Origin of the sequence: Streptomyces sp. NPDC051173, assembly GCF_040689515.1 — a bacterium.
Taxonomy (GTDB): domain Bacteria; phylum Actinomycetota; class Actinomycetes; order Streptomycetales; family Streptomycetaceae; genus Streptomyces.
In genome coordinates this window covers 43607-65221 of sequence record NZ_JBFBBD010000031.1, presented here as the reverse complement: position 1 = coordinate 65221, position 21615 = coordinate 43607, and the positions used below count along the sequence as shown (strand labels likewise).

At 70.1% G+C, this 21615-nt stretch carries 16 protein-coding genes and 7 tRNA genes; 11 read left to right on the top strand and 12 right to left on the bottom strand.

Features of this window, described 5'->3' with window-relative positions; genetic code table 11:
• Positions 1-121: 121 nt before the first annotated feature.
• The 4 genes from AB0435_RS18345 to AB0435_RS18330 all read right to left on the bottom strand — a co-directional run bounded on the left by AB0435_RS18345 (position 122) and on the right by AB0435_RS18330 (position 877).
• Positions 122-194, bottom strand: a tRNA-Gly gene (locus AB0435_RS18345).
• 77 nt (positions 195-271) lie between these two features.
• Positions 272-343: transfer RNA gene (locus AB0435_RS18340), tRNA-Gly, on the bottom strand.
• A gap of 56 nt (positions 344-399) precedes the next feature.
• Positions 400-471: transfer RNA gene (locus tag AB0435_RS18335), tRNA-Gly, on the bottom strand.
• 88 nt (positions 472-559) lie between these two features.
• Positions 560-877 carry an Lsr2 family protein gene (locus AB0435_RS18330; RefSeq protein WP_366006447.1) on the bottom strand — a complete coding sequence of 106 codons (318 nt, stop codon included), beginning with the start codon at positions 875-877 and terminating at the stop codon, positions 560-562.
• A 303-nt stretch (positions 878-1180) separates the two neighbouring features.
• Here AB0435_RS18330 and purS point away from each other — a divergent pair, with 303 nt between their 5' ends.
• The 6 genes from purS (at position 1181) to purM (ending at position 8058) form a co-directional block, all read left to right on the top strand.
• Positions 1181-1435, top strand: a complete 255-nt coding sequence (gene purS, locus AB0435_RS18325) for a phosphoribosylformylglycinamidine synthase subunit PurS (protein WP_116212697.1) — start codon at positions 1181-1183, stop codon at positions 1433-1435.
• Positions 1432-2112, top strand: coding sequence for a phosphoribosylformylglycinamidine synthase subunit PurQ (gene purQ, locus AB0435_RS18320; protein WP_366006448.1), 681 nt, complete (start codon positions 1432-1434; stop codon positions 2110-2112). The genes purS and purQ overlap by 4 nt, the downstream gene beginning before the upstream one ends.
• A complete protein-coding gene (gene purL / locus AB0435_RS18315) occupies positions 2109-4361 on the top strand; it encodes a phosphoribosylformylglycinamidine synthase subunit PurL (RefSeq protein WP_366006449.1) in 2253 nt (750 codons plus the stop codon). Before purQ ends, purL begins: the two co-directional genes overlap by 4 nt.
• A 106-nt stretch (positions 4362-4467) precedes the next feature.
• The gene (locus AB0435_RS18310) at positions 4468-5262 is read left to right on the top strand and encodes a sterol carrier family protein (RefSeq protein ID WP_366427418.1); all 795 of its coding nucleotides are present in this window, start codon (positions 4468-4470) and stop codon (positions 5260-5262) included.
• A gap of 144 nt (positions 5263-5406) precedes the next feature.
• A complete protein-coding gene (purF, locus tag AB0435_RS18305) occupies positions 5407-6924 on the top strand; it encodes an amidophosphoribosyltransferase (protein WP_366006451.1) in 1518 nt (505 codons plus the stop codon).
• 39 nt (positions 6925-6963) lie between these two features.
• Positions 6964-8058 carry a phosphoribosylformylglycinamidine cyclo-ligase gene (gene purM / locus AB0435_RS18300; protein ID WP_366006452.1) on the top strand — a complete coding sequence of 365 codons (1095 nt, stop codon included), beginning with the start codon at positions 6964-6966 and terminating at the stop codon, positions 8056-8058.
• Between the two features lie 146 nt (positions 8059-8204).
• Here purM and AB0435_RS18295 read toward each other — a convergent pair whose 3' ends face one another.
• Positions 8205-8465 (bottom strand): DUF3073 domain-containing protein, encoded by a 261-nt coding sequence (locus AB0435_RS18295; RefSeq protein WP_366006453.1) that lies wholly within the window; start codon positions 8463-8465, stop codon positions 8205-8207.
• A gap of 364 nt (positions 8466-8829) precedes the next feature.
• Entirely contained in the window at positions 8830-9942 is a 1113-nt protein-coding gene (locus tag AB0435_RS18290) for a Glu/Leu/Phe/Val dehydrogenase dimerization domain-containing protein (RefSeq protein ID WP_366427417.1), read from the bottom strand.
• Positions 9943-10145: 203 nt separating this feature from the next.
• Between AB0435_RS18290 and AB0435_RS18285 the strand changes: the two genes are divergently transcribed.
• Entirely contained in the window at positions 10146-10994 is an 849-nt protein-coding gene (locus AB0435_RS18285; protein WP_366006455.1) for a hypothetical protein, read from the top strand.
• A 498-nt stretch (positions 10995-11492) separates the two neighbouring features.
• The gene (gene bldC, locus AB0435_RS18280) at positions 11493-11699 is read left to right on the top strand and encodes a developmental transcriptional regulator BldC (RefSeq protein ID WP_003949541.1); all 207 of its coding nucleotides are present in this window, start codon (positions 11493-11495) and stop codon (positions 11697-11699) included.
• A gap of 472 nt (positions 11700-12171) precedes the next feature.
• Here the strand turns inward: bldC and AB0435_RS18275 are convergent, their stop codons facing one another.
• The 6 genes from AB0435_RS18275 to AB0435_RS18250 all read right to left on the bottom strand — a co-directional run bounded on the left by AB0435_RS18275 (position 12172) and on the right by AB0435_RS18250 (position 17819).
• Positions 12172-12390: a DUF6274 family protein gene (locus AB0435_RS18275; RefSeq protein ID WP_366006456.1), complete on the bottom strand. Its 219-nt coding sequence runs from the start codon at positions 12388-12390 to the stop codon at positions 12172-12174.
• 209 nt (positions 12391-12599) lie between these two features.
• A tRNA-Asp gene (locus AB0435_RS18270) sits at positions 12600-12674 on the bottom strand.
• 127 nt (positions 12675-12801) lie between these two features.
• Positions 12802-16773: an ATP-dependent RNA helicase HrpA gene (hrpA, locus tag AB0435_RS18265; RefSeq protein WP_366427416.1), complete on the bottom strand. Its 3972-nt coding sequence runs from the start codon at positions 16771-16773 to the stop codon at positions 12802-12804.
• 762 nt (positions 16774-17535) lie between these two features.
• Positions 17536-17609, bottom strand: a tRNA-Phe gene (locus AB0435_RS18260).
• A gap of 23 nt (positions 17610-17632) precedes the next feature.
• Positions 17633-17707: transfer RNA gene (locus tag AB0435_RS18255), tRNA-Asp, on the bottom strand.
• Between the two features lie 39 nt (positions 17708-17746).
• Positions 17747-17819: transfer RNA gene (locus AB0435_RS18250), tRNA-Glu, on the bottom strand.
• Between the two features lie 169 nt (positions 17820-17988).
• On the opposite strand from AB0435_RS18250, the gene AB0435_RS18245 reads away from it, so the two are divergent.
• From AB0435_RS18245 to AB0435_RS18235, 3 genes are all read left to right on the top strand, one after another.
• Positions 17989-18339 carry a metallopeptidase family protein gene (locus AB0435_RS18245; protein WP_229332333.1) on the top strand — a complete coding sequence of 117 codons (351 nt, stop codon included), beginning with the start codon at positions 17989-17991 and terminating at the stop codon, positions 18337-18339.
• Between the two features lie 140 nt (positions 18340-18479).
• Positions 18480-18986 carry a hypothetical protein gene (locus AB0435_RS18240; RefSeq protein ID WP_366006458.1) on the top strand — a complete coding sequence of 169 codons (507 nt, stop codon included), beginning with the start codon at positions 18480-18482 and terminating at the stop codon, positions 18984-18986.
• A gap of 306 nt (positions 18987-19292) precedes the next feature.
• Positions 19293-21590 carry a DEAD/DEAH box helicase gene (locus AB0435_RS18235; RefSeq protein ID WP_366427415.1) on the top strand — a complete coding sequence of 766 codons (2298 nt, stop codon included), beginning with the start codon at positions 19293-19295 and terminating at the stop codon, positions 21588-21590.
• The last annotated feature ends 25 nt before the right edge of the window (positions 21591-21615 follow it).

Sequence of the window (21615 nt, the reverse complement as noted above, 5' to 3'; positions counted from 1 at the left end):
GGACACGGACACATGGAACTGCCGCATGGCACAAGCGGCACAAGCGGCACAGGTACATGGAACAGACACACATGGATACGACGAAGGCCCTGGTTGTCATAACCAGGGCCTTCGTTCACTGAGCGGACGACGAGACTCGAACTCGCGACATCCACCTTGGCAAGGTGGTGCTCTACCAACTGAGCTACGTCCGCATGCTGCCGACCGGCTCTCACCGGGCGGTGCGAACACCACTGTACCGGAACCACAGGAGTGGTCGGTACGTGATGAGAGCGGGTGACAGGAATCGCACACTGCGCCTCCCCCTTGGAAAGGGGGCGCTCTACTACTGAGCTACACCCGCATGAGTCGTCACGAGCGGCCGGTCCACGGAAGTGGAACGACCGTCGGAACGATCAGAGCGGGTGACAGGAATCGCACACTGCGCCTCCCCCTTGGAAAGAGGGCGCTCTACTACTGAGCTACACCCGCGTGACCCCGAAGTCCCGGCGGTTTCCCGTCCGTTCCCCTCGGCGTGATCCAGACTCTAGCTGATCAACAGGGGTGCTTGGCAACTCGGTCAGTCGGCGGCGTTGAAGGCCTCGTAGACCCGCTTGGGGATGCGGCCGCGCGGCGGTACGTCCATGCCGTGGGAGCGGGCCCAGGCGCGCACCGCGGAGGGGTCGGGCGCCACGGAGGTGCGGCGGTAGACCTTGCCGGAGCGGGACTGCTTGCGGCCGGCGTCCACGTACCGCGCGAGGGCGGTGCGCAGTTTCTTCGCATTGGCAGTGTTGAGGTCGATCTCGTACGACTTGCCGTCGAGGCCGAAGGAGACCGTCTCCGCGGCTTCCCCGCCGTCGATGTCATCGGAGAGCGTGACCACTACGCGCTGTGCCACGAATATCGGTCCTTTCAGCGGGCGTCACCCCGTCGTTCTGCGGTGACGCGAGGGTTCCGGTTGTTCCGGATCAATGATTATTCATTTGTACAACGAAGGCCATTGAAAATGGAAGCCCACTTAATTCGGTCGGCGTGGCCCCGGCAATCAGGACCGTACATTTTTTCCGCGATTTTCCCCGGATTCTTCCTGTGTCGATGCGTAAACGTGACAGGACGGCCGCCATATCTATGCGCGTAGATTTTTTGGGACTGTACTCTGGCACCACCGCTTCAGCTCACGCACCACACACCGGGAGTGCCAGTGGCACGCGTCGTAGTCGACGTCATGCTCAAGCCGGAGATCCTCGACCCGCAGGGGCAGGCGGTGCAGCGCGCGCTGCCACGCCTGGGTTTTGCGGGGATCGCCGACGTCCGTCAGGGCAAGCGCTTTGAACTCGAGGTGGAGGGTCCGGTCGATGACGCCGCCCTCGCCCGCATCCACGAGATGGCGGAAACGTTTCTCGCCAACACCGTGATCGAGGACTTCACCGTGAAGGTCGACGGAGAAGCCCGATGACTGCCCGTGTAGGAGTCATCACCTTCCCCGGCACTCTGGACGACCGCGACACCCAGCGCGCCGTCCGTATCGCCGGGCTCGAACCCGTATCGCTGTGGCATCGCGACAAAGACCTCAAACAGGTCGATGCCGTGATCCTGCCCGGCGGCTTCTCCTACGGCGACTATCTGCGCGCGGGTGCCATTTCCCGCTTCTCGCCCGTCATGGAGAAGGTCGTCGAGGGCGCCCGGGAGGGCCTGCCGGTCCTCGGTATCTGCAACGGCTTCCAGGTCCTCACCGAGTCCCACCTGCTGCCCGGCGCGATGCTGCGCAACAACCACCTGCACTTCATCTGCCGCGACCAGAAGCTGCGGGTGGAGAACGCGGAGACGGCCTGGACGTCCGACTACGAGGCGGGCCAGGAGATCTCCGTCCCGCTGAAGAACATCGACGGCCGCTACGTGGCCGACGAGCGCACCCTCGACGAGCTGGAGGCGGAGGGCCGGGTCGCCTTCCGTTACCTCGACGGCAACCCCAACGGCTCGCTGCGCGACATCGCCGGCATCACCAACGCCGCGGGCAACGTCGTGGGTCTGATGCCGCACCCCGAGCACGCGGTGGAGCCGCTCATCGGCACCGGCCGCACGGACGGGCTCGGATTCTTCACGTCGATCCTCAAGAAGCTGGTCACCACATGAGCCTCGACACCGTCAAGTACGCCGGCGAGACCCCGGACGACGCCCAGCCGTGGGCCGAGCTCGGGCTCAAGCCGGACGAGTACGCCCGCATCCGCGAGATCCTCGGCCGCCGGCCCACCGGCGCCGAGCTGGCGATGTACAGCGTGATGTGGTCCGAGCACTGCTCCTACAAGAGCAGCAAGGTCCACCTGAGGCAGTTCGGCGAGAAGGCCCCGGAGAGCGACGCCATGCTCGTCGGCATCGGCGAGAACGCCGGTGTCGTCGACGTCGGCCAGGGCTACGCGGTCACCTTCAAGGTCGAGTCGCACAACCACCCCTCGTACATCGAGCCCTACCAGGGCGCGGCCACCGGCATCGGCGGCATCGTCCGCGACATCCTCGCCATGGGCGCCCGCCCGGTCGCGGTCATGGACCCGCTGCGCTTCGGTGCCGCCGACCACCCCGACACCAAGCGCGTCCTGCCGGGCGTCGTCGCGGGCATCGGCGGCTACGGCAACTGCCTGGGCCTGCCCAACATCGGCGGCGAGGTCGTCTTCGACGCCTGTTACCAGGGCAACCCGCTGGTCAACGCCCTCTGCGTGGGCGTGATGAAGCACGAGGACATCCATCTGGCCAAGGCGTCCGGCGCGGGCAACAAGGTCATCCTCTACGGCGCCCGCACGGGCGGCGACGGCATCGGCGGCGTCTCCGTGCTGGCCTCCGAGACGTTCGACGCCGCGGGCAAGCCCGCCAAGCGCCCCGCCGTCCAGGTCGGCGACCCCTTCCAGGAGAAGCTCCTCATCGAGTGCACCCTGGAGATCTTCCGCGAGCACCTGGTCGACGGCATCCAGGACCTCGGCGGCGCCGGTCTGTCCTGCGCCACGAGCGAGCTGGCCAGCGCCGGCTCGGGCGGCATGCGCGTCGAGCTGGACACCGTGCCGCTGCGCGACTCCTCCCTCTCGCCCGAGGAGATCCTCATGAGCGAGTCGCAGGAGCGCATGTGCGCCGTCGTGGAGCCCGGCAAGGTCGCCCGCTTCATGGAGATCTGCGAGAAGTGGGACGTCATCGCCACCGTCATCGGTGAAGTGACCGACGGCGAACGGCTGGAGATCTTCTGGCACGGCGAGCAGATCGTGGACGTGCCGCCGCGCACGGTCGCGCACGAGGGGCCGGTCTACGAGCGGCCGTACGCGCGACCGGAGTGGCAGGACGCCCTCCAGGCCGACGACGCGAACAAGCTGGCCCGCCCGGCGACCGCCGGCGAGCTGCGCGAGCAGGTCCTCAAGGTGGTCTCCTCGCCGAACCAGGCGTCGAAGTCCTGGATCACCGGTCAGTACGACCGCTTCGTGCAGGGCAACACGGTCCTCTCCCAGCCCGAGGACTCCGGCATGGTCCGCATCGACGAGGCCACCGGCCTCGGCGTCGCGATCGCGACCGACGGCAACGGCCGCTACACCAAGCTCGACCCGTACACGGGAGCGCAGCTCGCGCTCGCCGAGTCGTACCGCAACGTCGCCGCCACCGGCGCCCGCCCGCTCGCGATCTCGGACTGCCTGAACTTCGGTTCGCCCGAGGACCCGGCCGTCATGTGGCAGTTCGCCGAGGCCACCCGTGGTCTGGCGGACGGCTGCCTGACCCTGGGCACGCCCGTCACCGGCGGCAACGTCTCGCTCTACAACCAGACGGGCGAGACGGCCATCCACCCGACCCCCGTGGTCGCGGTGCTCGGTGTGATCGACGACGTCAACCGCCGTACGCCGATGGCCTTCTCGCAGGAGGGCCACCTGCTCTACCTCCTGGGTGACACCAAGGAGGAGCTGGGCGGTTCGGCCTGGTCGCAGGTCGTCCACGACCACCTCGGCGGGCTGCCGCCGGCCGTGGACCTGGAGCGCGAGCGGCTGCTCGCCGAGATCCTGATCGCCGCCTCGCGCGACGGCATGGTCGACGCGGCGCACGACCTCTCCGACGGCGGCCTGATCCAGGCCCTCGCCGAGTCCTGCCTGCGCGGCGGCAAGGGCGCGCGGATCGTCGTCCCCGACGGACTGGACCCCTTCGTGTTCCTGTTCTCGGAGTCGGCGGGCCGCGCGGTCGTCGCCGTCCCGCGCAGCGAGGAGCTCCGCTTCAGCGACATGTGCGGCGCGCGCGGCCTCCCGGCCGCCCGCATCGGTGTGGTGGACGGCGAAGTGATCGACATCCAGGGCCACTTCGAGCTCCCGCTCACCGAACTGCGCGCGGCGCACGAGGCGACCATCCCGGCGTTGCTGGCCTAGCCGACGGGCGCCGGGAGGGCCGGACACTCCGGCCCGCCCGGCGCCCGCGGACCCGGTCCGGGCGAGCCCGGTTGTGGGAAAGCGGTGGGCGGGGAAAGATCTCCCCATGCCCACCGCCCAGCGCAAGCGTGCCCGGACCTACGACTTCGCCAGGACGCGCACGGCCGTCCTCGCACAGATCGGCAACGTGCGTGCCGTCGTCGAGGCCCTCGACGACGGCCGGTTCGCGCTGCCCACGCGGCTCGGCGACTGGACCGTACGGGAGCTCGTCACCCATATCGCCCTGGGCGTCCGCTCCGTCGGTGACGCGCTCGGGCAACCCGCGCCCCCGGCGCGGGAGATCACGCTCGCCGAGTGGCCGTTCGCCACTGCCGGCTACGCGGCCCAGGTCGACACCTCTGTGCACGAAGCGGCCGCCTCCGAGGACCCCGTGGCGCTCCTCGCCCACGTGGCGGACCGTTTCGCCGAACTGACCTCCGGCGTGCCCGCGGAGCGCCTCCTGCGGGGCCGTCTCGGTGTGATGCGGCTCGACGACCTCCTGGTCACCCGGTGCGTCGAACTCGTCGTGCACAGCGACGACCTGGCCGCCGCGCTCGGCGTCGAGATCCCGTACGACCGGCAGGCACTGGCCGCCGTCACCCGCCTGCTGGCGGACACACTGGCCGTCAAGGCGCCCGGCGGCTCCGTGGAGGTCCGCGTACCGCCGTTCGCGGTCGTGCAGTGCGTGGAGGGCCCCCGGCACACCCGCGGCACGCCGCCCAACGTCGTCGAGACCGACCCCCTCACCTGGATCCGGCTCGCCACCGGCCGTACGGACTGGGCCACCGCCCTCGACGCCGCCACGGTCTCCGCGAGCGGTGAACGCGCCGATCTCGCCGCCCAATTGCCGTTGCTCACATGAGTGCTCATCCGAGCGAGGCCGGGCGGTAACTCACCTGAGCGGAAAAGGTGATGCGCTGTACGCGCCGGGTGGCTGTCCGTGGTGTGAGCCATCCCTGGTCGTCCCCGGTTCGGATGAACCTCGCACCTGCCATAGACTCGAGGTGTGCCTCGTGGTGATGGACGACTCAACCACGACCTGCTCCCCGGCGAGAAGGGCCCCCAGGACGCTTGCGGCGTCTTCGGTGTCTGGGCTCCGGGTGAAGAGGTCGCCAAGCTCACCTATTTCGGGCTGTACGCCCTGCAGCACCGCGGACAGGAGTCCGCGGGCATCGCAGTGAGCAACGGCTCCCAGATCCTGGTCTTCAAGGACATGGGACTTGTCTCCCAGGTCTTCGACGAGACCTCTCTCGGCTCCCTCCAGGGCCATATCGCGGTCGGTCACGCCCGCTACTCCACCACCGGAGCCTCGGTGTGGGAGAACGCGCAGCCGACGTTCCGCGCGACCGCCAACGGCTCGATCGCGCTCGGCCACAACGGCAATCTGGTCAACACCGCCCAGCTCGCCGAGATGGTCGCCGCCCTCCCCAAGGAGAACGGCCGGGCCACCCAGGTCGCCGCGACCAACGACACCGACCTGGTCACGGCCCTGCTCGCGGGCCAGACGGACGCGGACGGCAAGCCGCTGACGATCGAGGAAGCGGCCACCAAGGTCCTCCCGGACGTCCAGGGCGCCTTCTGCCTCGTCTTCATGAACGAGCACACCCTCTACGCCGCCCGTGACCCGCAGGGCATCCGCCCGCTGGTCCTCGGCCGCCTGGAGCGCGGCTGGGTGGTGGCCTCCGAGACCGCGGCCCTCGACATCTGCGGTGCCACCTTCGTCCGCGAGGTGGAGCCCGGCGAGCTGGTCGCCATCGACGAGAACGGCCTGCGGAGCTCCCGCTTCGCGGAGGCGAGGCCCAAGGGCTGCGTCTTCGAGTACGTCTATCTCGCGCGCCCCGACACCGACATCGCGGGCCGCAACGTCTATCTCTCCCGCGTGGAGATGGGCCGCAGGCTCGCCGCCGAGGCCCCCGTCGAGGCCGACCTGGTGATACCGACTCCGGAGTCCGGCACGCCGGCCGCCGTCGGTTACGCCGAGGCCAGCGGCATTCCGTACGGCACCGGTCTGGTGAAGAACTCCTACGTCGGCCGGACCTTCATCCAGCCGAGCCAGACCATCCGCCAGCTCGGCATCCGGCTCAAGCTCAACCCCCTCAAGGAGGTCATCCGGGGCAAGCGCCTGGTGGTCGTCGACGACTCGATCGTCCGCGGCAACACCCAGCGCGCCCTGGTGCGGATGCTCCGCGAGGCGGGCGCGGCCGAGGTGCACGTGCGGATCTCCTCGCCGCCGGTGAAGTGGCCCTGCTTCTTCGGCATCGACTTCGCGACCCGCGCCGAGCTGATCGCCAACGGCATGACGGTCGAGGAGATCGGCAAGTCGCTCGGCGCGGACTCCCTCGCGTACATCTCCCTCGACGGCATGATCGAGGCGACCACCATCGCCAAGCCGGATCTGTGCCGCGCCTGCTTCGACGGCGAATACCCCATGCCGCTGCCCGACCCCGAGCTTCTCGGCAAGCAGCTGCTGGAGACCGAGCTGGCCGGCGGCACGGACGCCGCCGACGCGCTCCGCCGCCCGTAACGCCCCCGTAGTACCGAACGACACGAAAGATCTCAACGCATGTCTGCTGAATCTTTTGGGGCTGCTCCGCAGCCGGGCACTGGTGCCAGCTACGCAAGCGCGGGCGTCGACATCGAAGCCGGCGATCTCGCCGTCGAGCTCATGAAGAAGTGGGTGAAGAAGGCCACCCGTCCGGAGGTCGTCGGTGGCCTCGGCGGCTTCGCCGGGCTCTTCGACGCGAGCGCGCTGAAGCGGTACGAGCGTCCGCTGCTCGCCTCCGCGACCGACGGCGTCGGCACGAAGGTCGACATCGCCCGCCGGATGGGGGTCTACGACACCATCGGCCACGACCTGGTCGGCATGGTCGTGGACGACCTGGTGGTCTGCGGCGCCGAGCCGCTGTTCATGACCGACTACATCTGCGTCGGCAAGGTCTATCCGGAGCGGGTCGCCGCGATCGTCAAGGGCATCGCGGAGGGCTGTGTCCTCGCGGGCTGCGCGCTGGTCGGCGGCGAGACCGCCGAGCACCCCGGGCTGCTCGCCGCGGACGACTTCGACGTGGCCGGCGCGGGCACCGGTGTGGTCGAGGCCGACCGGGTGCTGGGCGCGGATCGCATCCGTACGGGTGACGCCGTCATCGCGATGGCTTCGTCCGGACTTCACTCGAACGGGTACTCGCTGGTCCGCCATGTGCTGTTCGACCGGGCGGGCTGGGAGCTGGACCGCGAGGTTCCGGAGTTCGGCCGCACCCTCGGCGAGGAGCTGCTGGAGCCCACCAAGATCTATTCGCTCGACTGCCTCGCCCTCACCCGCACGGCCGAGGTGCACGCCTTCTCGCACATCACCGGCGGCGGGCTCGCCAACAACCTGGCCCGGGTGATCCCGGCCGGGCTGCACGCCACCGTCGACCGCTCGACCTGGGCGCCCGGCGCGGTCTTCGACCTGGTCGGCCGGCTGGGCGGGGTCGAGCGCCCGGAGCTGGAGAAGACGCTCAACATGGGCGTCGGCATGATCGCGGTCGTGCCGCAGGAGTCCGTGGACGTCGCGCTCGCGACCTTCGCCGACCGGGGAGTGGAGTCCTGGGTCGCCGGCGAGATCACCGAGCGTGGGGACCACACCGAGGCCGTGGCCCTGACCGGTGAGTACGGCAGCTGACACACGCGGACCCGCGGGTCCCGGAGCCGCAAGGCGCTCCGGGGCCGGTGGGTCCATGCCCGTGCGGGGCCGCGGAAACCGGCGCCGGGCAGCACAGAACCCGGTCCGAGGGCAGGCCCCGGACCGGGTCGGTGGGAGTTACGGCGTCAAGCGCGGCGACGGTATGTCGAGGAGTGGTCGGGCGATTGCTCGTCCTCGTCCTCGTGGTTGTAACGATCCGCATACTGTGCGTACGGATCGTCGTCCAGCTCATCGTCCTTGTCGAGCGGCTCGCTGTTCGGCGGCTGCTTCGTCGTCGGCGATGCGCCCAGCTCATTGGCCAGACGTGAGAGATCGGTCCCGCCGCTGTTGTACTTCAGCTGGCGGGCGACCTTTGTCTGCTTGGCCTTGGCCCGGCCGCGCCCCATGGCTCGACCCCCTCAGTGACGGGGCTCGACGGCCCCAGAGTCTTGACACGCGTTCACGTTCATGAGTCAGAGCGGACCCTCGGTGAGGTGTCCGGCCTGTAGGGCTTCAACGGTACCTGCTTCCGCGGCCATACGGTACGTCGCCCGCATGACGTGCCACGTCGCACAACCCGTGGGGAGCCCCGTCCCCGCTGGTCAGCTGCGATTTTAACGTGTCTTGTGCGCCGACCCGCCGATGGGTGGTGAGGGATCTCTCCCTCGCGGCTCCCGGGGCGGTCCCTGTGGCAACCCTCCGACCGCTGTGCGGGCACCGAGCGTACGGCCGGGCCACGGGCCGCGACGGCCCGTGGCTACCGGCTGGTAATCAGCGGGTCCCGACAGGGGCGGCGGTGCGGGCCTCCGCCATGCGCTGCTCGGCGAGCCGGTCGGCCGCGGCGGCGGGCGGGATGCCGTCCGCCTTGGCGCGCTCGAATATGGCCAGCGTCGTGGCGAAGATCTCGGTCGCCTTGGCCTTCGCCCGGTCGAAGTCGAAGCCGTGCAGCTCATCGGCCACCTGGATCACGCCGCCGGCGTTCACCACATAGTCCGGGGCGTAGAGGATGCCGCGGTCGGCGAGATCCTTCTCGACGCCCGGGTGGGCGAGCTGGTTGTTGGCCGCGCCGCAGACCACGGTGGCGGTCAGGGCGGCCACGGTCTCGTCGTTGAGCGCGCCGCCGAGGGCGCAGGGGGCGTAGACGTCGAGGGGGCTGCGGACCAGGACGTCGGCGGTGGCGACGGAGGTGACCTGCGGGTGCCGGGCGGTGATCCGCTCGACGGCCTCGGCGCGTACGTCGGTGACGACGACCTCGGCGCCGTCCTCGATCAGGTGCTCCACGAGGTGGTGCCCCACCTTGCCGACACCGGCGACGCCGACCCGGCGGCCGCGCAGCGTCGGCTCGCCCCACTGGGTCTGCGCGGCGGCGCGCATGCCCTGGAAGACGCCGTAGGCGGTGAGCACGGAGGAGTCGCCCGCGCCGCCGTTCTCGGGGGAGCGGCCGGTGGTCCAGCGGCACTCGCGGGCGATGACGTCCATGTCCTGCACGTACGTGCCGACATCGCACGCGGTGACATAGCGGCCGCCCAGAGACGCCACGAACCGACCGTAGGCAAGCAGCAATTGCTCGCTCTTGACCGTTTCGGGGTCACCTATGATCACGGCCTTCCCGCCGCCGTGGTCGAGCCCGGCCAGTGCGTTCTTGTACGACATGCCGCGGGCGAGGTTGAGCGCGTCCCGCACCGCCGCCTCGTCGGAGGCGTACGGATAGAAGCGGGTGCCGCCGAGGGCCGGGCCCAGGGCGGTGGAGTGAAGGGCGATCACGGCCCTGAGGCCGGTCTCGCGGTCCTGGCAGAGCATGACTTGCTCATGGCCGCCCTGGTCCGATCGGAACAAGGTGTGCAGCACGCCGTCAACGTCATCGGTGGGACGTACGTCAGTCACTGTGGTGACTCCATATGTCGCGGAGGTCGCCCTCCGGGGGTGGTGGAGGGCCGGTTGGGACGAGGGTAAGACCTGTGGGGCCGCGGGACGGGTCCGGTGCCGAGGATCACTCTCCCGGGGTGCGACGCCATGGGACGATCTGGACAGCAAGGGGGAGGGCTGGGCAACTCCCCGGGGAGTCCGGGCGGTTCGAGGGAGCGGGTGTGGGCTTGGCGTCGTCGGTGACCGTCCCGTACGCGGCGTATCTGCGGGTCTACGAGCCCCTGGGCGCCTTCCCGGAACCGGAACGCGGCCACTGGGCGCGCTACGCCCGCCGCGAGTCGCTCCCGGGCGTCCAGGACGAACTCCGCAGGTCGCTCGCCGATCTGCTGCCCACGCCCCCCATGCCGGTGCCGGTGCACGAGAGCGGCGACGCGTTCGTCGCCTTCCAGGACGGCGTCCTGTGCGTCTGCCCCTGGCGCACCCGGCTGCGCGGCTGGCTGGCGCTGGAGGAGCTGGCCGAGAGCCTGCCCGCGCCGGTCCTGGACGCGGCGCTGCCGCCCGTGGTGCGCCGCCAGGCGGAGGCGGACTACGAGCGCTGGCAGGAGCGCAACCCCGACGCCCGGCCGTGGATCCGTACCGCGACCTGGCAGGTGCCGCTGCGCTGGTTCGTCCTCTTCGCCGACGAGGAGCGGGAGTACGGCAAGGGCTGCGACCCGGGCCGGGACGGGCTCGTCCTGCGCTACCGCACGCCCATGGTGGAGGCCAGACGGCGCGTGGCGCGCGGCCTGCGGACGCTGAAGGACGCGATCGACGAGGGCCCGCTGATCGACGGCCTGGTGGACGTGGGGCGCTGGCTGGAGGAGTTCCACCCGCGCTCCCTGGTGGAGCTGGACTACGGAGGGCTGGTGCACATGGTGCCCGAGGCCGATCTCGCGGAGGACCACTCGGCCGGCGACACCGCGGAGGGGCTGGCGGCGCTGCGCGAGGGGGACGGGGCCCGGGCGGGCGAGGCGTACGAACGGCTGACGGAGCGTTGGAGCGCCGTGCGGAACCGTCAGTATGCGAACTGAAGTCCCATACCGGGGCTTGAGGGAAGGCCGGGGCTCCTGAGGCGGGTGCGGGGGACCTAGGTCCCGATCCGGGCCATTGCGGCAACCGTGACCTAACGCACTTACGTCAGGTCTTGCGCCCATCACCCACCCTCGTGGCAAAATAGGACAAGGAGTCCGGGAAGGGCTCCTTCCGTCCAACTAAGGGCGGATAGATCGGTATTGCACTCCTTGGCGGGTCTGGTGACCCCTGATCCCGCTGTGACTGATCGTCACGGTGGCGTGACTGTCCGCTATGGCATGGTCCATCGGCTTCCGTCGAGGTTGAACACCTGAGAGGGCAATTCCATCGGTTTGGCCGACGTGGCTGGACAGATGGTGTAGTTGTAGTGCCGAGGACAAGCCGTTCGTCCTATAACCGACTCGGCCCGCGTCCGCCATTTCGGGCAACGTGGGTCAAGGTGCAGAATTTAGAGGAAAGAACCGACTCCAAGTCCGGTTCTCCCGAGGAGGCCGCTCATGACCGCTCGCACCCCTGATGCCGAGCCGCTGCTGACCCCGGCTGAGGTTGCCACGATGTTCCGCGTGGACCCGAAGACCGTGACCCGCTGGGCCAAGGCAGGCAAGCTCACGTCCATCCGCACGCTCGGAGGACACCGCCGCTACCGCGAAGCGGAGGTCCGCGCACTGCTGGCGGGCATTCCGCAGCAGCGCAGCGAGGCCTGAACAACCGTATAGCGCACTGCCGGGCGTTTTCCGGGGCCCCCAACCCGGTCCGACGCCCACAACGCATCACAGAGCTTCACACGACAGGGGGACCTGCCCCAACAGGTTCCTTGCCCACCGACTTGGGCGAGTCGTCGATCGCGCTGGACTCCGCCGGGTCCAGCGCGATCTTTTTTGTATCCGGTCACGGGCTCTCCCCGAGGGCTTCCCGCCCGGCCTCCCGTGCTCCTCGCACGAGGCACGGAGCGGACTCCGGTTGCCGGCCGGACCCTTTCGGGTGAGGTGCAATTGCACATATTAAATTGACCCGTTGTAGGCGAGGGGTAAGTTCCGTCACTACGGAAAGTCTTTCGGTGACTCCCGTCACAGTGCGACGCGCTTGTCACTCACCGTGCTGCTGCGGTAGTGGACCGGAGGTCCAGGTGCTGCCTCAAGCCTCGCATCCGACTGCCCCCGGTGCGGCCGTCGTTGGTCACTCGTCGGCGGGGCCTATGTCCTGGCCGGCCCCGGTGTCCCCCCGGCCCGGCCCGGCCGCCTCCTGGGCGAGCCGCAGGAGGCGGTGGCACACGGCGCAGTGCCGCGTCAGGTGGCGATACCCCGAGGCGGCCGCCAGATGGGCGCGCAGCAGCGCCCTCGTCTCGTGCCGGATGCTCTCGGTCCGCTTCGGCTCGGTCCGGGTGGTCGTCGTCATGGAGCGCAGCACCTCCACTGCCTGGGTACCCCTGGCACGTGTCCGAGTCAAGGTCGGATGCGAAGTCGGGTGCAAAAGGGCCCGGATCCTCAAGGGCGGGACCCGGGCTTCGACCGGCGTGGCGCCGAAGGGACTTGGCCCCGGCGCGAGAGCTGCCGCACAAACAGCGGAGCCCGCATCCAGTGAGGATACGGGCTCCGACTCTACTGCGGTCCTGACGGGATTTGAACCCGCGGCCTCCACCTTGACAGGGTGGCGAGCACTCCAAACTGCTCCACAGGACCTTGTGCTTTCCCGCTCTCGCGGTGCTGCGAGACAGACTCTACAGCAGGTCAGGGGGTGTGGTCGAACCCGGTCTCCGGCGGAGCGCGAAGGACGGTCCGGGAGCGCTCCCGGACCGTCCCGCACGCACTACGGAGCCAGCTGATCGATGGCCTTCACGATCCGCTTGTCCGAGACCGGATACGCCGTGCCGAGCGCGTGGGCGAAATAGCTGACCCGCAGCTCCTCGATCATCCAGCGCACCTCCCGCGCCTCCCGCGGCACCGGCCTCCCCTTGGGGAACTGCTCCAGCAGCCAGGCGTACTCGTCCTGCATGTCCTTGACCTTCGCCAGCCGCGCGCGGTCCCGCTCCGCGTTGGTGGGCATCTGCGTCAGCCGGCGGTCGGCCGCCACCAGATAGCGCAGCAGGTCCGGCAGCCTGCGCACGCCGTGCTCGGTCACGAAGCCCGGCTTGACCAGCGCCGCCAGCTGCTCCTTGACATCCGTGAGGGACGGCACGAGCACGAGCGACGTCGTCGCCTTCAGCCGCCGCTCGCACGCCTGCCAGGCCGCCAGCACCTCCTGCACCTTGCGGATCGTGTCCAGCGTCGCGTCGACAATGTCGGCCCGCACCGCGTCGAAGAGCTTCCGGAAGGACTCCTCGTCCCAGGCCGGGCCGCCGCGCAGCGCGATCAGCTTGTCCGCGGCGCCGGCCACGCAGTCCTCGAAGAGGGCCGGGATGGAGCCGTGCGGATTCCGCGACAGGGCGAGCTTCTGCTGGTTGCTGAGCTTGTCCTGGGCGAATTTCGCCGGATTGGAGGGGAGGTTGAGCAGGATGAGGCGGCGGGTGCCCCGCCACATGGCCTCCTGCTGCTCCGCCTCGGTGTCGAAGAGCCGCACCGCCACCGAGCTGCCCTCGTCCACCAGCGCGGGGTACGCCTTGACCGGCTGCCCGGCCCGGCGCGTCTCGAAGGTGCGCTGGAGCGTCCCGACGGTCCACCGGGTGATCCCCGAGCGCTGCTCCGGCGCGCGCGCCGCGCCGTCCTCGCCCGGGGCCTCGGCGGCCTTCTCGAACGCCTTGGTGATCGCGGCCTGCGTCTTCGGCTTGAGCCGGATCCGCAGCGCCTCCAGGTCCTTGTCCTCCGCGATCTTCCGCTTGCGCTCGTCGACGATCCGGAAAGTGATCTTCAGGTGGTCCGGGACCTTGCCGAGATCGAAGTCCTCCGCCTCCATCCGCACGCCCACCATCCGCTGGAGCTCGCGCGTCAGCGTCGTGGTCAGCGGCTCCTGGAGGGGCACCGCGCGGTCCAGGAACGCCTTGGCGTAGTTCGGCGCCGGGACGTAGTTCCGCCGGATCGGCTTGGGCAGCGAGCGGATCAGCTCGGTGACCAGGTCCTCGCGCAGCCCCGGGATCTGCCAGTCGAAGCCCTCGGCCGAGACCTGGTTGAGCACCTGGAGCGGGATGTGGACCGTCACGCCGTCCGCGTCCGCGCCCGGCTCGAACTGATAGGTCACCCGGAACTTCAGCCGGCCCTGTCGCCAGGAGTCCGGATAGTCGTCCTTGGTGACCGCCTCGGCGTTCTCGTTGATGAGCATGGAGTGCTCGAAATTGAGCAACTCCGGCTCGTCCCGGCGCTTGTGCTTCCACCAGGAGTCGAAGTGGGCGCCCGAGACGACGTGTTCGGGCAGCCGCTGGTCGTAGAAGTCGAAGAGCGTCTCGTCGTCCACCAGGATGTCGCGGCGGCGGGCACGGTGCTCCAGCTCCTCGACCTCGCCGAGCAGCTTGCGGTTGTCGAGGAAGAACTGGTGGTGCGTGCGCCAGTCGCCCTCCACCAGGGCGTTGCGGATGAAGAGCTCACGGCTCGTCTCCGGGTCGATGCGCCCGTAATTGACCTTCCGCTGCGCCACGATCGGCACGCCGTAGAGCGTGACCCGCTCGTACGCCATGACGGCGGCCTGCTTCTGTTCCCAGTGCGGCTCGCTGTAGTTGCGCTTCACCAGGTGCTCGGCGAGCGGCTCGATCCACTCCGGCTCCACCTTGGCGTTGACCCGCGCCCACAGCCGCGAGGTCTCCACCAGCGCCGCCGACATGATCCAGCGCGGCTGCTTCTTGAAGAGCGCCGAGCCCGGGAAGATCGCGAACTTCGCGCTGCGTGCACCGAGGTATTCGTTCTTCTCGGTGTCCTTCAGGCCGACGTGCGACAGCAGCCCGGCCAGCAGCGACTGGTGTACGCGGTCCTCCGGCGCGTCCTCCTCCGCGAGGTGCACGCCCATCTGCTTGGCGACCGTCCGCAGCTGGGAGTAGATGTCCTGCCATTCGCGTATCCGCAGGTAGTTCAGGAACTCCGACTTGCACATGCGCCGGAAGGCCGACGACGACAGGGCCTTCTGCTGCTCGCGCACATAGCGCCACAGATTGAGGAAGGCGAGGAAGTCGCTCGTCTCGTCCTTGAACCGCGCGTGCTGCTGATCGGCCTGCTGCTGCTTCTCCGAGGGCCGCTCCCGGGGGTCCTGGATCGACAGCGCGGACGCGATCACCATGACCTCGCGGACGCAGCCGTTGCGGTCGGCCTCCAGCACCATGCGGGCCAGCCGCGGGTCCACCGGCAGCTGCGAGAGCTTGCGGCCGAGCGGTGTCAGCCGCTTCTTGTGGTCCTTCTCCTTCGGATCGAGCGCCCCCAGCTCGTGGAGCAGGTCGACGCCGTCCTTGATGTTGCGGCGGTCCGGCGGGTCGATGAAGGGGAACCGCTCGATGTCCCCGAGCCCGGCAGCGGTCATCTGGAGGATGACGGAGGCGAGGTTCGTACGGAGGATCTCGGCGTCCGTGAACTCCGGCCGGGAGAGGAAGTCGTCCTCCGAGTACAGCCGGATACAGATGCCGTCGCTCGTACGCCCGCAGCGGCCCTTGCGCTGATTGGCACTGGCCTGCGAGACCGGCTCGATCGGCAGCCGCTGGACCTTGGTGCGGTGGCTGTAGCGCGAGATGCGGGCGAACCCGGGGTCGATCACATAGCGGATGCCCGGCACGGTCAGTGACGTCTCGGCGACGTTCGTCGCGAGGACGACACGGCGGCCCGAGTGGCGCTGGAAGACCCGGTGCTGCTCCGCGTGCGACAGCCGCGCGTACAGCGGGAGGATCTCCGTGCTCTGCCCTTGAGCGCCTCCGGCGCGGGTCAGCTTCTTCTTCTCCAGCGCGTCCGCCGTGTCGCGGATCTCCCGCTCGCCGGAGAGGAAGACGAGTATGTCCCCGTCGCCCTCCCGCTGGAGCTCGTCCACCGCGTCGCAGATCGCGGTGATCTGATCGCGGTCGGCGTCCGTGGAGTCTTCCTCCAGCAGCGGCCGGTAGCGCACCTCCACCGGATACGTGCGGCCGCTGACCTCGATGATCGGGGCGTCGCCGAAATGCCGGGAGAAGCGCTCCGGGTCGATGGTCGCCGAGGTGATGACGACCTTGAGGTCGGGGCGGCGCGGCAGCAGCTGGGCGAGGTAGCCGAGGATGAAGTCGATGTTGAGGCTGCGCTCGTGCGCCTCGTCGATGATGATCGTGTCGTACTGGCGCAGCTCGCGGTCCGTCTGGATCTCGGCGAGCAGGATGCCGTCCGTCATCAGCTTGACGAGGGTGTCGCCGCCGACCTGGTCGGTGAAGCGGACCTTCCAGCCGACCGCCTCGCCCAGCGGCGTCCGCAGCTCCTCGGCGACCCGCTCCGCGACCGTGCGGGCGGCGATCCGGCGCGGCTGGGTGTGGCCGATGAGGCCCCGGACACCACGGCCGAGCTCAAGGCAGATCTTGGGGATCTGGGTGGTCTTGCCGGAGCCGGTCTCGCCCGCGACGATCACGACCTGGTGGTCGCGGATCGCCGCGAGGATGTCGTCCTTCTTCTGGCTGACCGGCAGCTGATCGGGGTAGGTGACCGCGGGCACGGCGGCGCGCCGGCGCGCGATCCTCCCTTCGGCCTGGTCGATCTCGGCCGCGATCTCGGCGTGCACGGCCGAGCGGGCCTCGGGCTTACGGATCCGGCGGGCGCCTTCCAGCCTGCGGCCGAGCCGCTGCGCGTCGCGCAGGGAGAGCTCGGACAGGCGCGCGGCGAGGTCGGCGGTGGCGGAGGCAGGCTGCGTAGACATACGAACCCCAGGATCGCACCGCCGCCGCGAAGCGGCTAACCATTTCGCTTCCCGCTGGGGGAGACGGGTTTTCCTGGGCGCGCGCCGTCTGCCGTCCGCGGGCCGTCTCTGCGCCCGCACCACCGCTGCGCGGCGGTGTCCTCAAGCGCCGGCGGGCTGGATCGTGCGGACCGTGGCTCCCGGACGCGGCTGAGCCGTGGGGTCCTCAGGCGCCGGACGGGCTGGGTCGTACGGATGGTGGCTGCCGGCCCGTGGTTCCCGGACGTGGCTGCGCGGCGGTGTCCTCAGCCGCCGGCCGGGCTCGGTTGTACGGACGGTGGGTGCCGGCCTGCGGGGGCTGTTCCCGGACGCGGCCTGCGCCGAGTGCGCTCAGGTGTCGGCGGGCTGGATCGTGCGGACCGCTGTGGCCAGTCCGCGGGCCGTCGCTCCGGCGGACGTGGCTGCGCCGCCTGCCCTCAATTGCCGGGCGGGCTTCAGGTGCCGCAGGTAGATGATCACGCGCGGCACAACCAGCCCGTCCGGCGCCGCACGTGCCCACCGGGTCGCTGTGAAATCCAGCCCGTCCGGCGTTTGAGGACGCTCGCCGCAGGCGCAACGGACCCGCGCGCTGACCGGGGGCCGTACAACCGAGCCCGCCCGCCGCAGGCGGAAGGCGGTGAACCGGCCGCAGCCGAGAAAAGCCGAGAAAAGCCGAGAAAGGGGACTCCGGGCAAGCCCGGAAAAAAACACTGAGCCCCCCATCCGAAGATGGGGGGCTCACCGTGGCTGGGGCCGGGGTCGAACCGGCGACCTTCCGCTTTTCAGGCGGACGCTCGTACCAACTGAGCTACCCAGCCACGCGATCCACGAGGAATCGCAGCGGTCCTGACGGGATTTGAACCCGCGGCCTCCACCTTGACAGGGTGGCGAGCACTCCAAACTGCTCCACAGGACCTTGCTATGTGCGAGCACTAGTCTCGCACATGATCAAGCGTGCCCCCAACGGGATTCGAACCCGTGCTACCGCCTTGAAAGGGCGGCGTCCTGGGCCACTAGACGATGAGGGCTGATGGCCCACCTGGGCGCTTCGCAGCGCCTCGGGGACGTGAGAAGCATATGGGATGGAAGGAGATAACGCCAAAACGGTTTGCCGACCGTCCCTCGCGGCGTCCCCGAGGCCCCCTGGGCCACGCCGGACCACGGCGCGAAGCGCGCGCGTGGCGGACAATGGCGAGCGTGCTGGAGATGACGCGCGAGGAGTTCGAGGAACTGGTCGCCGAGGCGCTGGACCGGATCCCGCCGGAGCTGACGCGGCTGATGGACAACGTCGCGGTGTTCGTGGAGGACGAGCCCCCGGCGGACGACCCGGAGCTGCTCGGTCTCTACGAGGGGACGCCGCTGACCGAGCGCGGCGAGTGGTACGCGGGCGTCCTGCCCGACCGCATCACCGTCTACCGCGGCCCGACGCTCCGGATGTGTGCCACGCGGGAAGAGGCCGTGCACGAGACGGAAGTGACGGTGGTTCACGAGGTGGCCCACCACTTCGGCATCGACGACGCGCGGCTGCACGCGCTGGGTTACGGGTGAGCCCTGGGAGGCCGGTGGTGTGCCCGGCGGTGCGCCCGGGGCGGGAGTGAGCGGGCGGCGGCGTGCCGCGCGTGTCCTGCGCGGTGCGGGGCCAGTTGGGCAGGGCGCCTGTCCCACGCACTCCTAAGGCGGTCCCCTCCATGCCTCCCTCCTCCGCTCAGACAGCCGCCACCCGGATCGCGGCCGTGGCCGTCGCCGCCCTGGCCCTCGGGGGGTGCATGAGCGTGAGCGACCCGGAGCAGCCCGCTCCGTCGTCGGGCTCGGGCAAGCAGCGCGACGCGCGGCCGGAGCCGGACGGCGGGGTGCGGATGCCGGGCAGCCGGCCCGGCCGTACGGACGCGAAGGCCGCGCGGGGCGCGAGCGGCAGCCCCTCGGCCAAGGGCGCCTCCGCCGGTGCGCCCTCCGCCTCGCCCTCCGACGACCAGGCCGAGGAGTCGCCGGGGCCCGCCAAGCCGGGCAAGCCGGGGGCCAGGCCCAAGCCGCCGGCCTCCGGCACGGGCCCCACGCAGGGCAGGACGCCACCGCCCACGCAGACCTCCCCGCAGCCACCGAGCAGCTCCGCGCCCCAGACCCCGGCGAGCTCGCCACCCGTCTCCTCGCCGCCGCCCGCACCCCAGCCCGGGCCACAGGCCGGGCCTGTGGCCTAGGCCCGACACCGGTGACTTCGCGGCTGCCGGGGATCGCCGAAAGACAGCATTTCCGCAGGTCAGGCGGTTGAGCCCGCGCCTATGTCGCCGGTATTGGGCCTAGGTCATTCGGGGGCGGCTTGCGCACAGGGGTGGTGGGTGCGTATGGTGGTAGATCGTTTGATCCCATTTGCCCGGCGCCTGACAGAAGCGCGCCGTGTGGCGCGTTCCTTACCTTGCCGTGGCTGACCGCATCGAGGCGGTCATTTGTGAAGCCGACACGGAGCTTGGGCGCGTGCCGAAACTCCGGAAGGTTTCGCATTTCGCATGTCTATTTCCACTGAGAACACCGTCATGCCCGAGGGCGACGAGATCGTCGTCACCGAGGCTCTCGAGAACGCCGACGTGACCGTCGACGCCGACGCGACCGTGGTCGAGGAGGCCGCCGAGCCGGCCGAGCCGACGATCACCTTCGGCGACCTCGGCCTGGACGACGCGATCGTCCGCAAGCTCGCGCAGAACGGTGTCACCACCCCGTTCCCGATCCAGGCCGCGACCATCCCGGACGCCCTGGCCGGCAAGGACATCCTCGGCCGTGGCCGCACCGGCTCCGGCAAGACCCTCTCCTTCGGTCTGCCGCTGCTGTCCACGCTGGCCGGCGGCCACACCGAGAAGAAGCGCCCCCGCGGCCTGATCCTCACCCCGACCCGCGAGCTCGCGATGCAGGTCGCGGACGCCCTCCAGCCGTACGGTGACGTGCTCGGCCTCAAGATGAAGGTCGTCTGCGGCGGTACGTCGATGGGCAACCAGATCTACGCCCTGGAGCGCGGCGTCGACATCCTCGTCGCCACCCCGGGCCGTCTGCGCGACATCCTCAACCGCGGTGCCGCCACGCTCGACAAGGTCCAGGTCACCGTCCTCGACGAGGCCGACCAGATGGCCGACATGGGCTTCCTGCCCGAGGTCACCGAGATCCTCGACCAGGTGCCGGCCGGCGGCCAGCGCCTGCTGTTCTCCGCCACGCTGGAGAACGAGATCGACACCCTCGTCAAGCGCTACCTGGTCAACCCGGTCACGCACGAGGTCGACGCCGCCCAGGGCGCCGTCACCACCATGACCCACCACGTCCTCGTCGTGAAGCCGAAGGACAAGGCGCCGGTCACGGCCGCCATCGCCGCCCGCAAGGGCCGCACCATCATCTTCGTCCGCACCCAGCTGGGCGCCGACCGCGTCGCCGAGCAGCTGCTCGACGCCGGTGTCCGCGCCGACGCGCTGCACGGCGGCATGACGCAGGGCGCCCGCACCCGGGTGCTGGAGGACTTCAAGGGCGGTTACGTCAACGTCCTCGTCGCCACCGACGTCGCCGCCCGCGGTATCCACGTCGACGGCATCGACCTGGTCCTGAACGTCGACCCGGCCGGTGACCACAAGGACTACCTGCACCGCTCCGGCCGTACGGCCCGCGCGGGCCAGTCCGGCACGGTCGTCTCCCTGGCCCTGCCGCACCAGCGCAAGCAGATCTTCCGCCTGATGGAGGACGCGGGCGTCGACGCCTCGCGCCACATCGTCGGCAACAGCGGTGCCTTCGACGAGGACGTCGCCAAGATCACCGGCGCCCGTTCGCTGACCGAGGTCCAGGCCGACTCGGCCGCCAACTCCGCCAAGCAGGCCGAGCGTGAGGTCCAGGACCTCACCCGCCAGCTGGAGCGCGTCCAGCGCCGCGCCACCGAGTTCCGCGAGGAGGCCGACCGCCTCCTGGCGCGCGCCGCCCGCGAGCGCGGCGAGGACCCGGAGGCGGCCGTGGCCGCCGCTGCCGAGGCCGCCGCCGCCGAGGTCAAGGCCGAGGAGGAGGCCGCCGTGGCCGCCGCCCCCGCCCAGACCGCTCCGGCGCAGGAGCGCCGTGACGACCGTGGCAACTTCGAGCGCCGCGACGACCGCCGTGACGAGCGTTCCGGTGGTTTCCGCCGTGACGACCGCCGCGACGACCGCTCCGGTGGCTTCCGTCGCGACGACCGTCCGTCGGGTGGCTTCCGCTCCGGTGGCGACCGTCGTGACGACCGCTCCGGTGGCGGTTTCCGCCGTGACGACCGTCCCTCCGGTGGTTTCCGTCGTGACGACCGTCGCGATGACCGCCCGTCCTCCGGTGGTGGCTTCCGCCGTGACGACCGCCCCTCCGGTGGTTTCCGTCGCGATGACCGTCCGTCCTCCGGCGGTTTCCGCCGTGACGAGCGTCCGGCCTCCGGCGGTGGCTTCCGCTCCGGTGGCGACCGTCGTGACGACCGCTCCGGTGGCGGTTTCCGCCGTGACGACCGTCCCTCCGGTGGCTTCCGTCGTGACGACCGTCGCGATGACCGCCCGTCCTCCGGTGGTGGCTTCCGTCGCGACGACCGCCCGTCCTCCGGTGGTTTCCGCCGTGACGAGCGTCCGTCCTCCGGCGGTGGCTTCCGCTCCGGTGGCGGCGACCGTCCGTTCAACCGCGACCGCCGCGACGACCGCCCCTCCACCGGTGGTTACCGCTCCGGTGGCGACCGTCCGGCCGGCCGTCGTGACGACCACCGCGGTGGCGGCGCCGGTTCCTCCTTCGGCCGCCGTGACGACAAGCCGCGCTGGAAGCGCAACGGCTGATCAGCGCAGGTGAATTGGGGCCCGT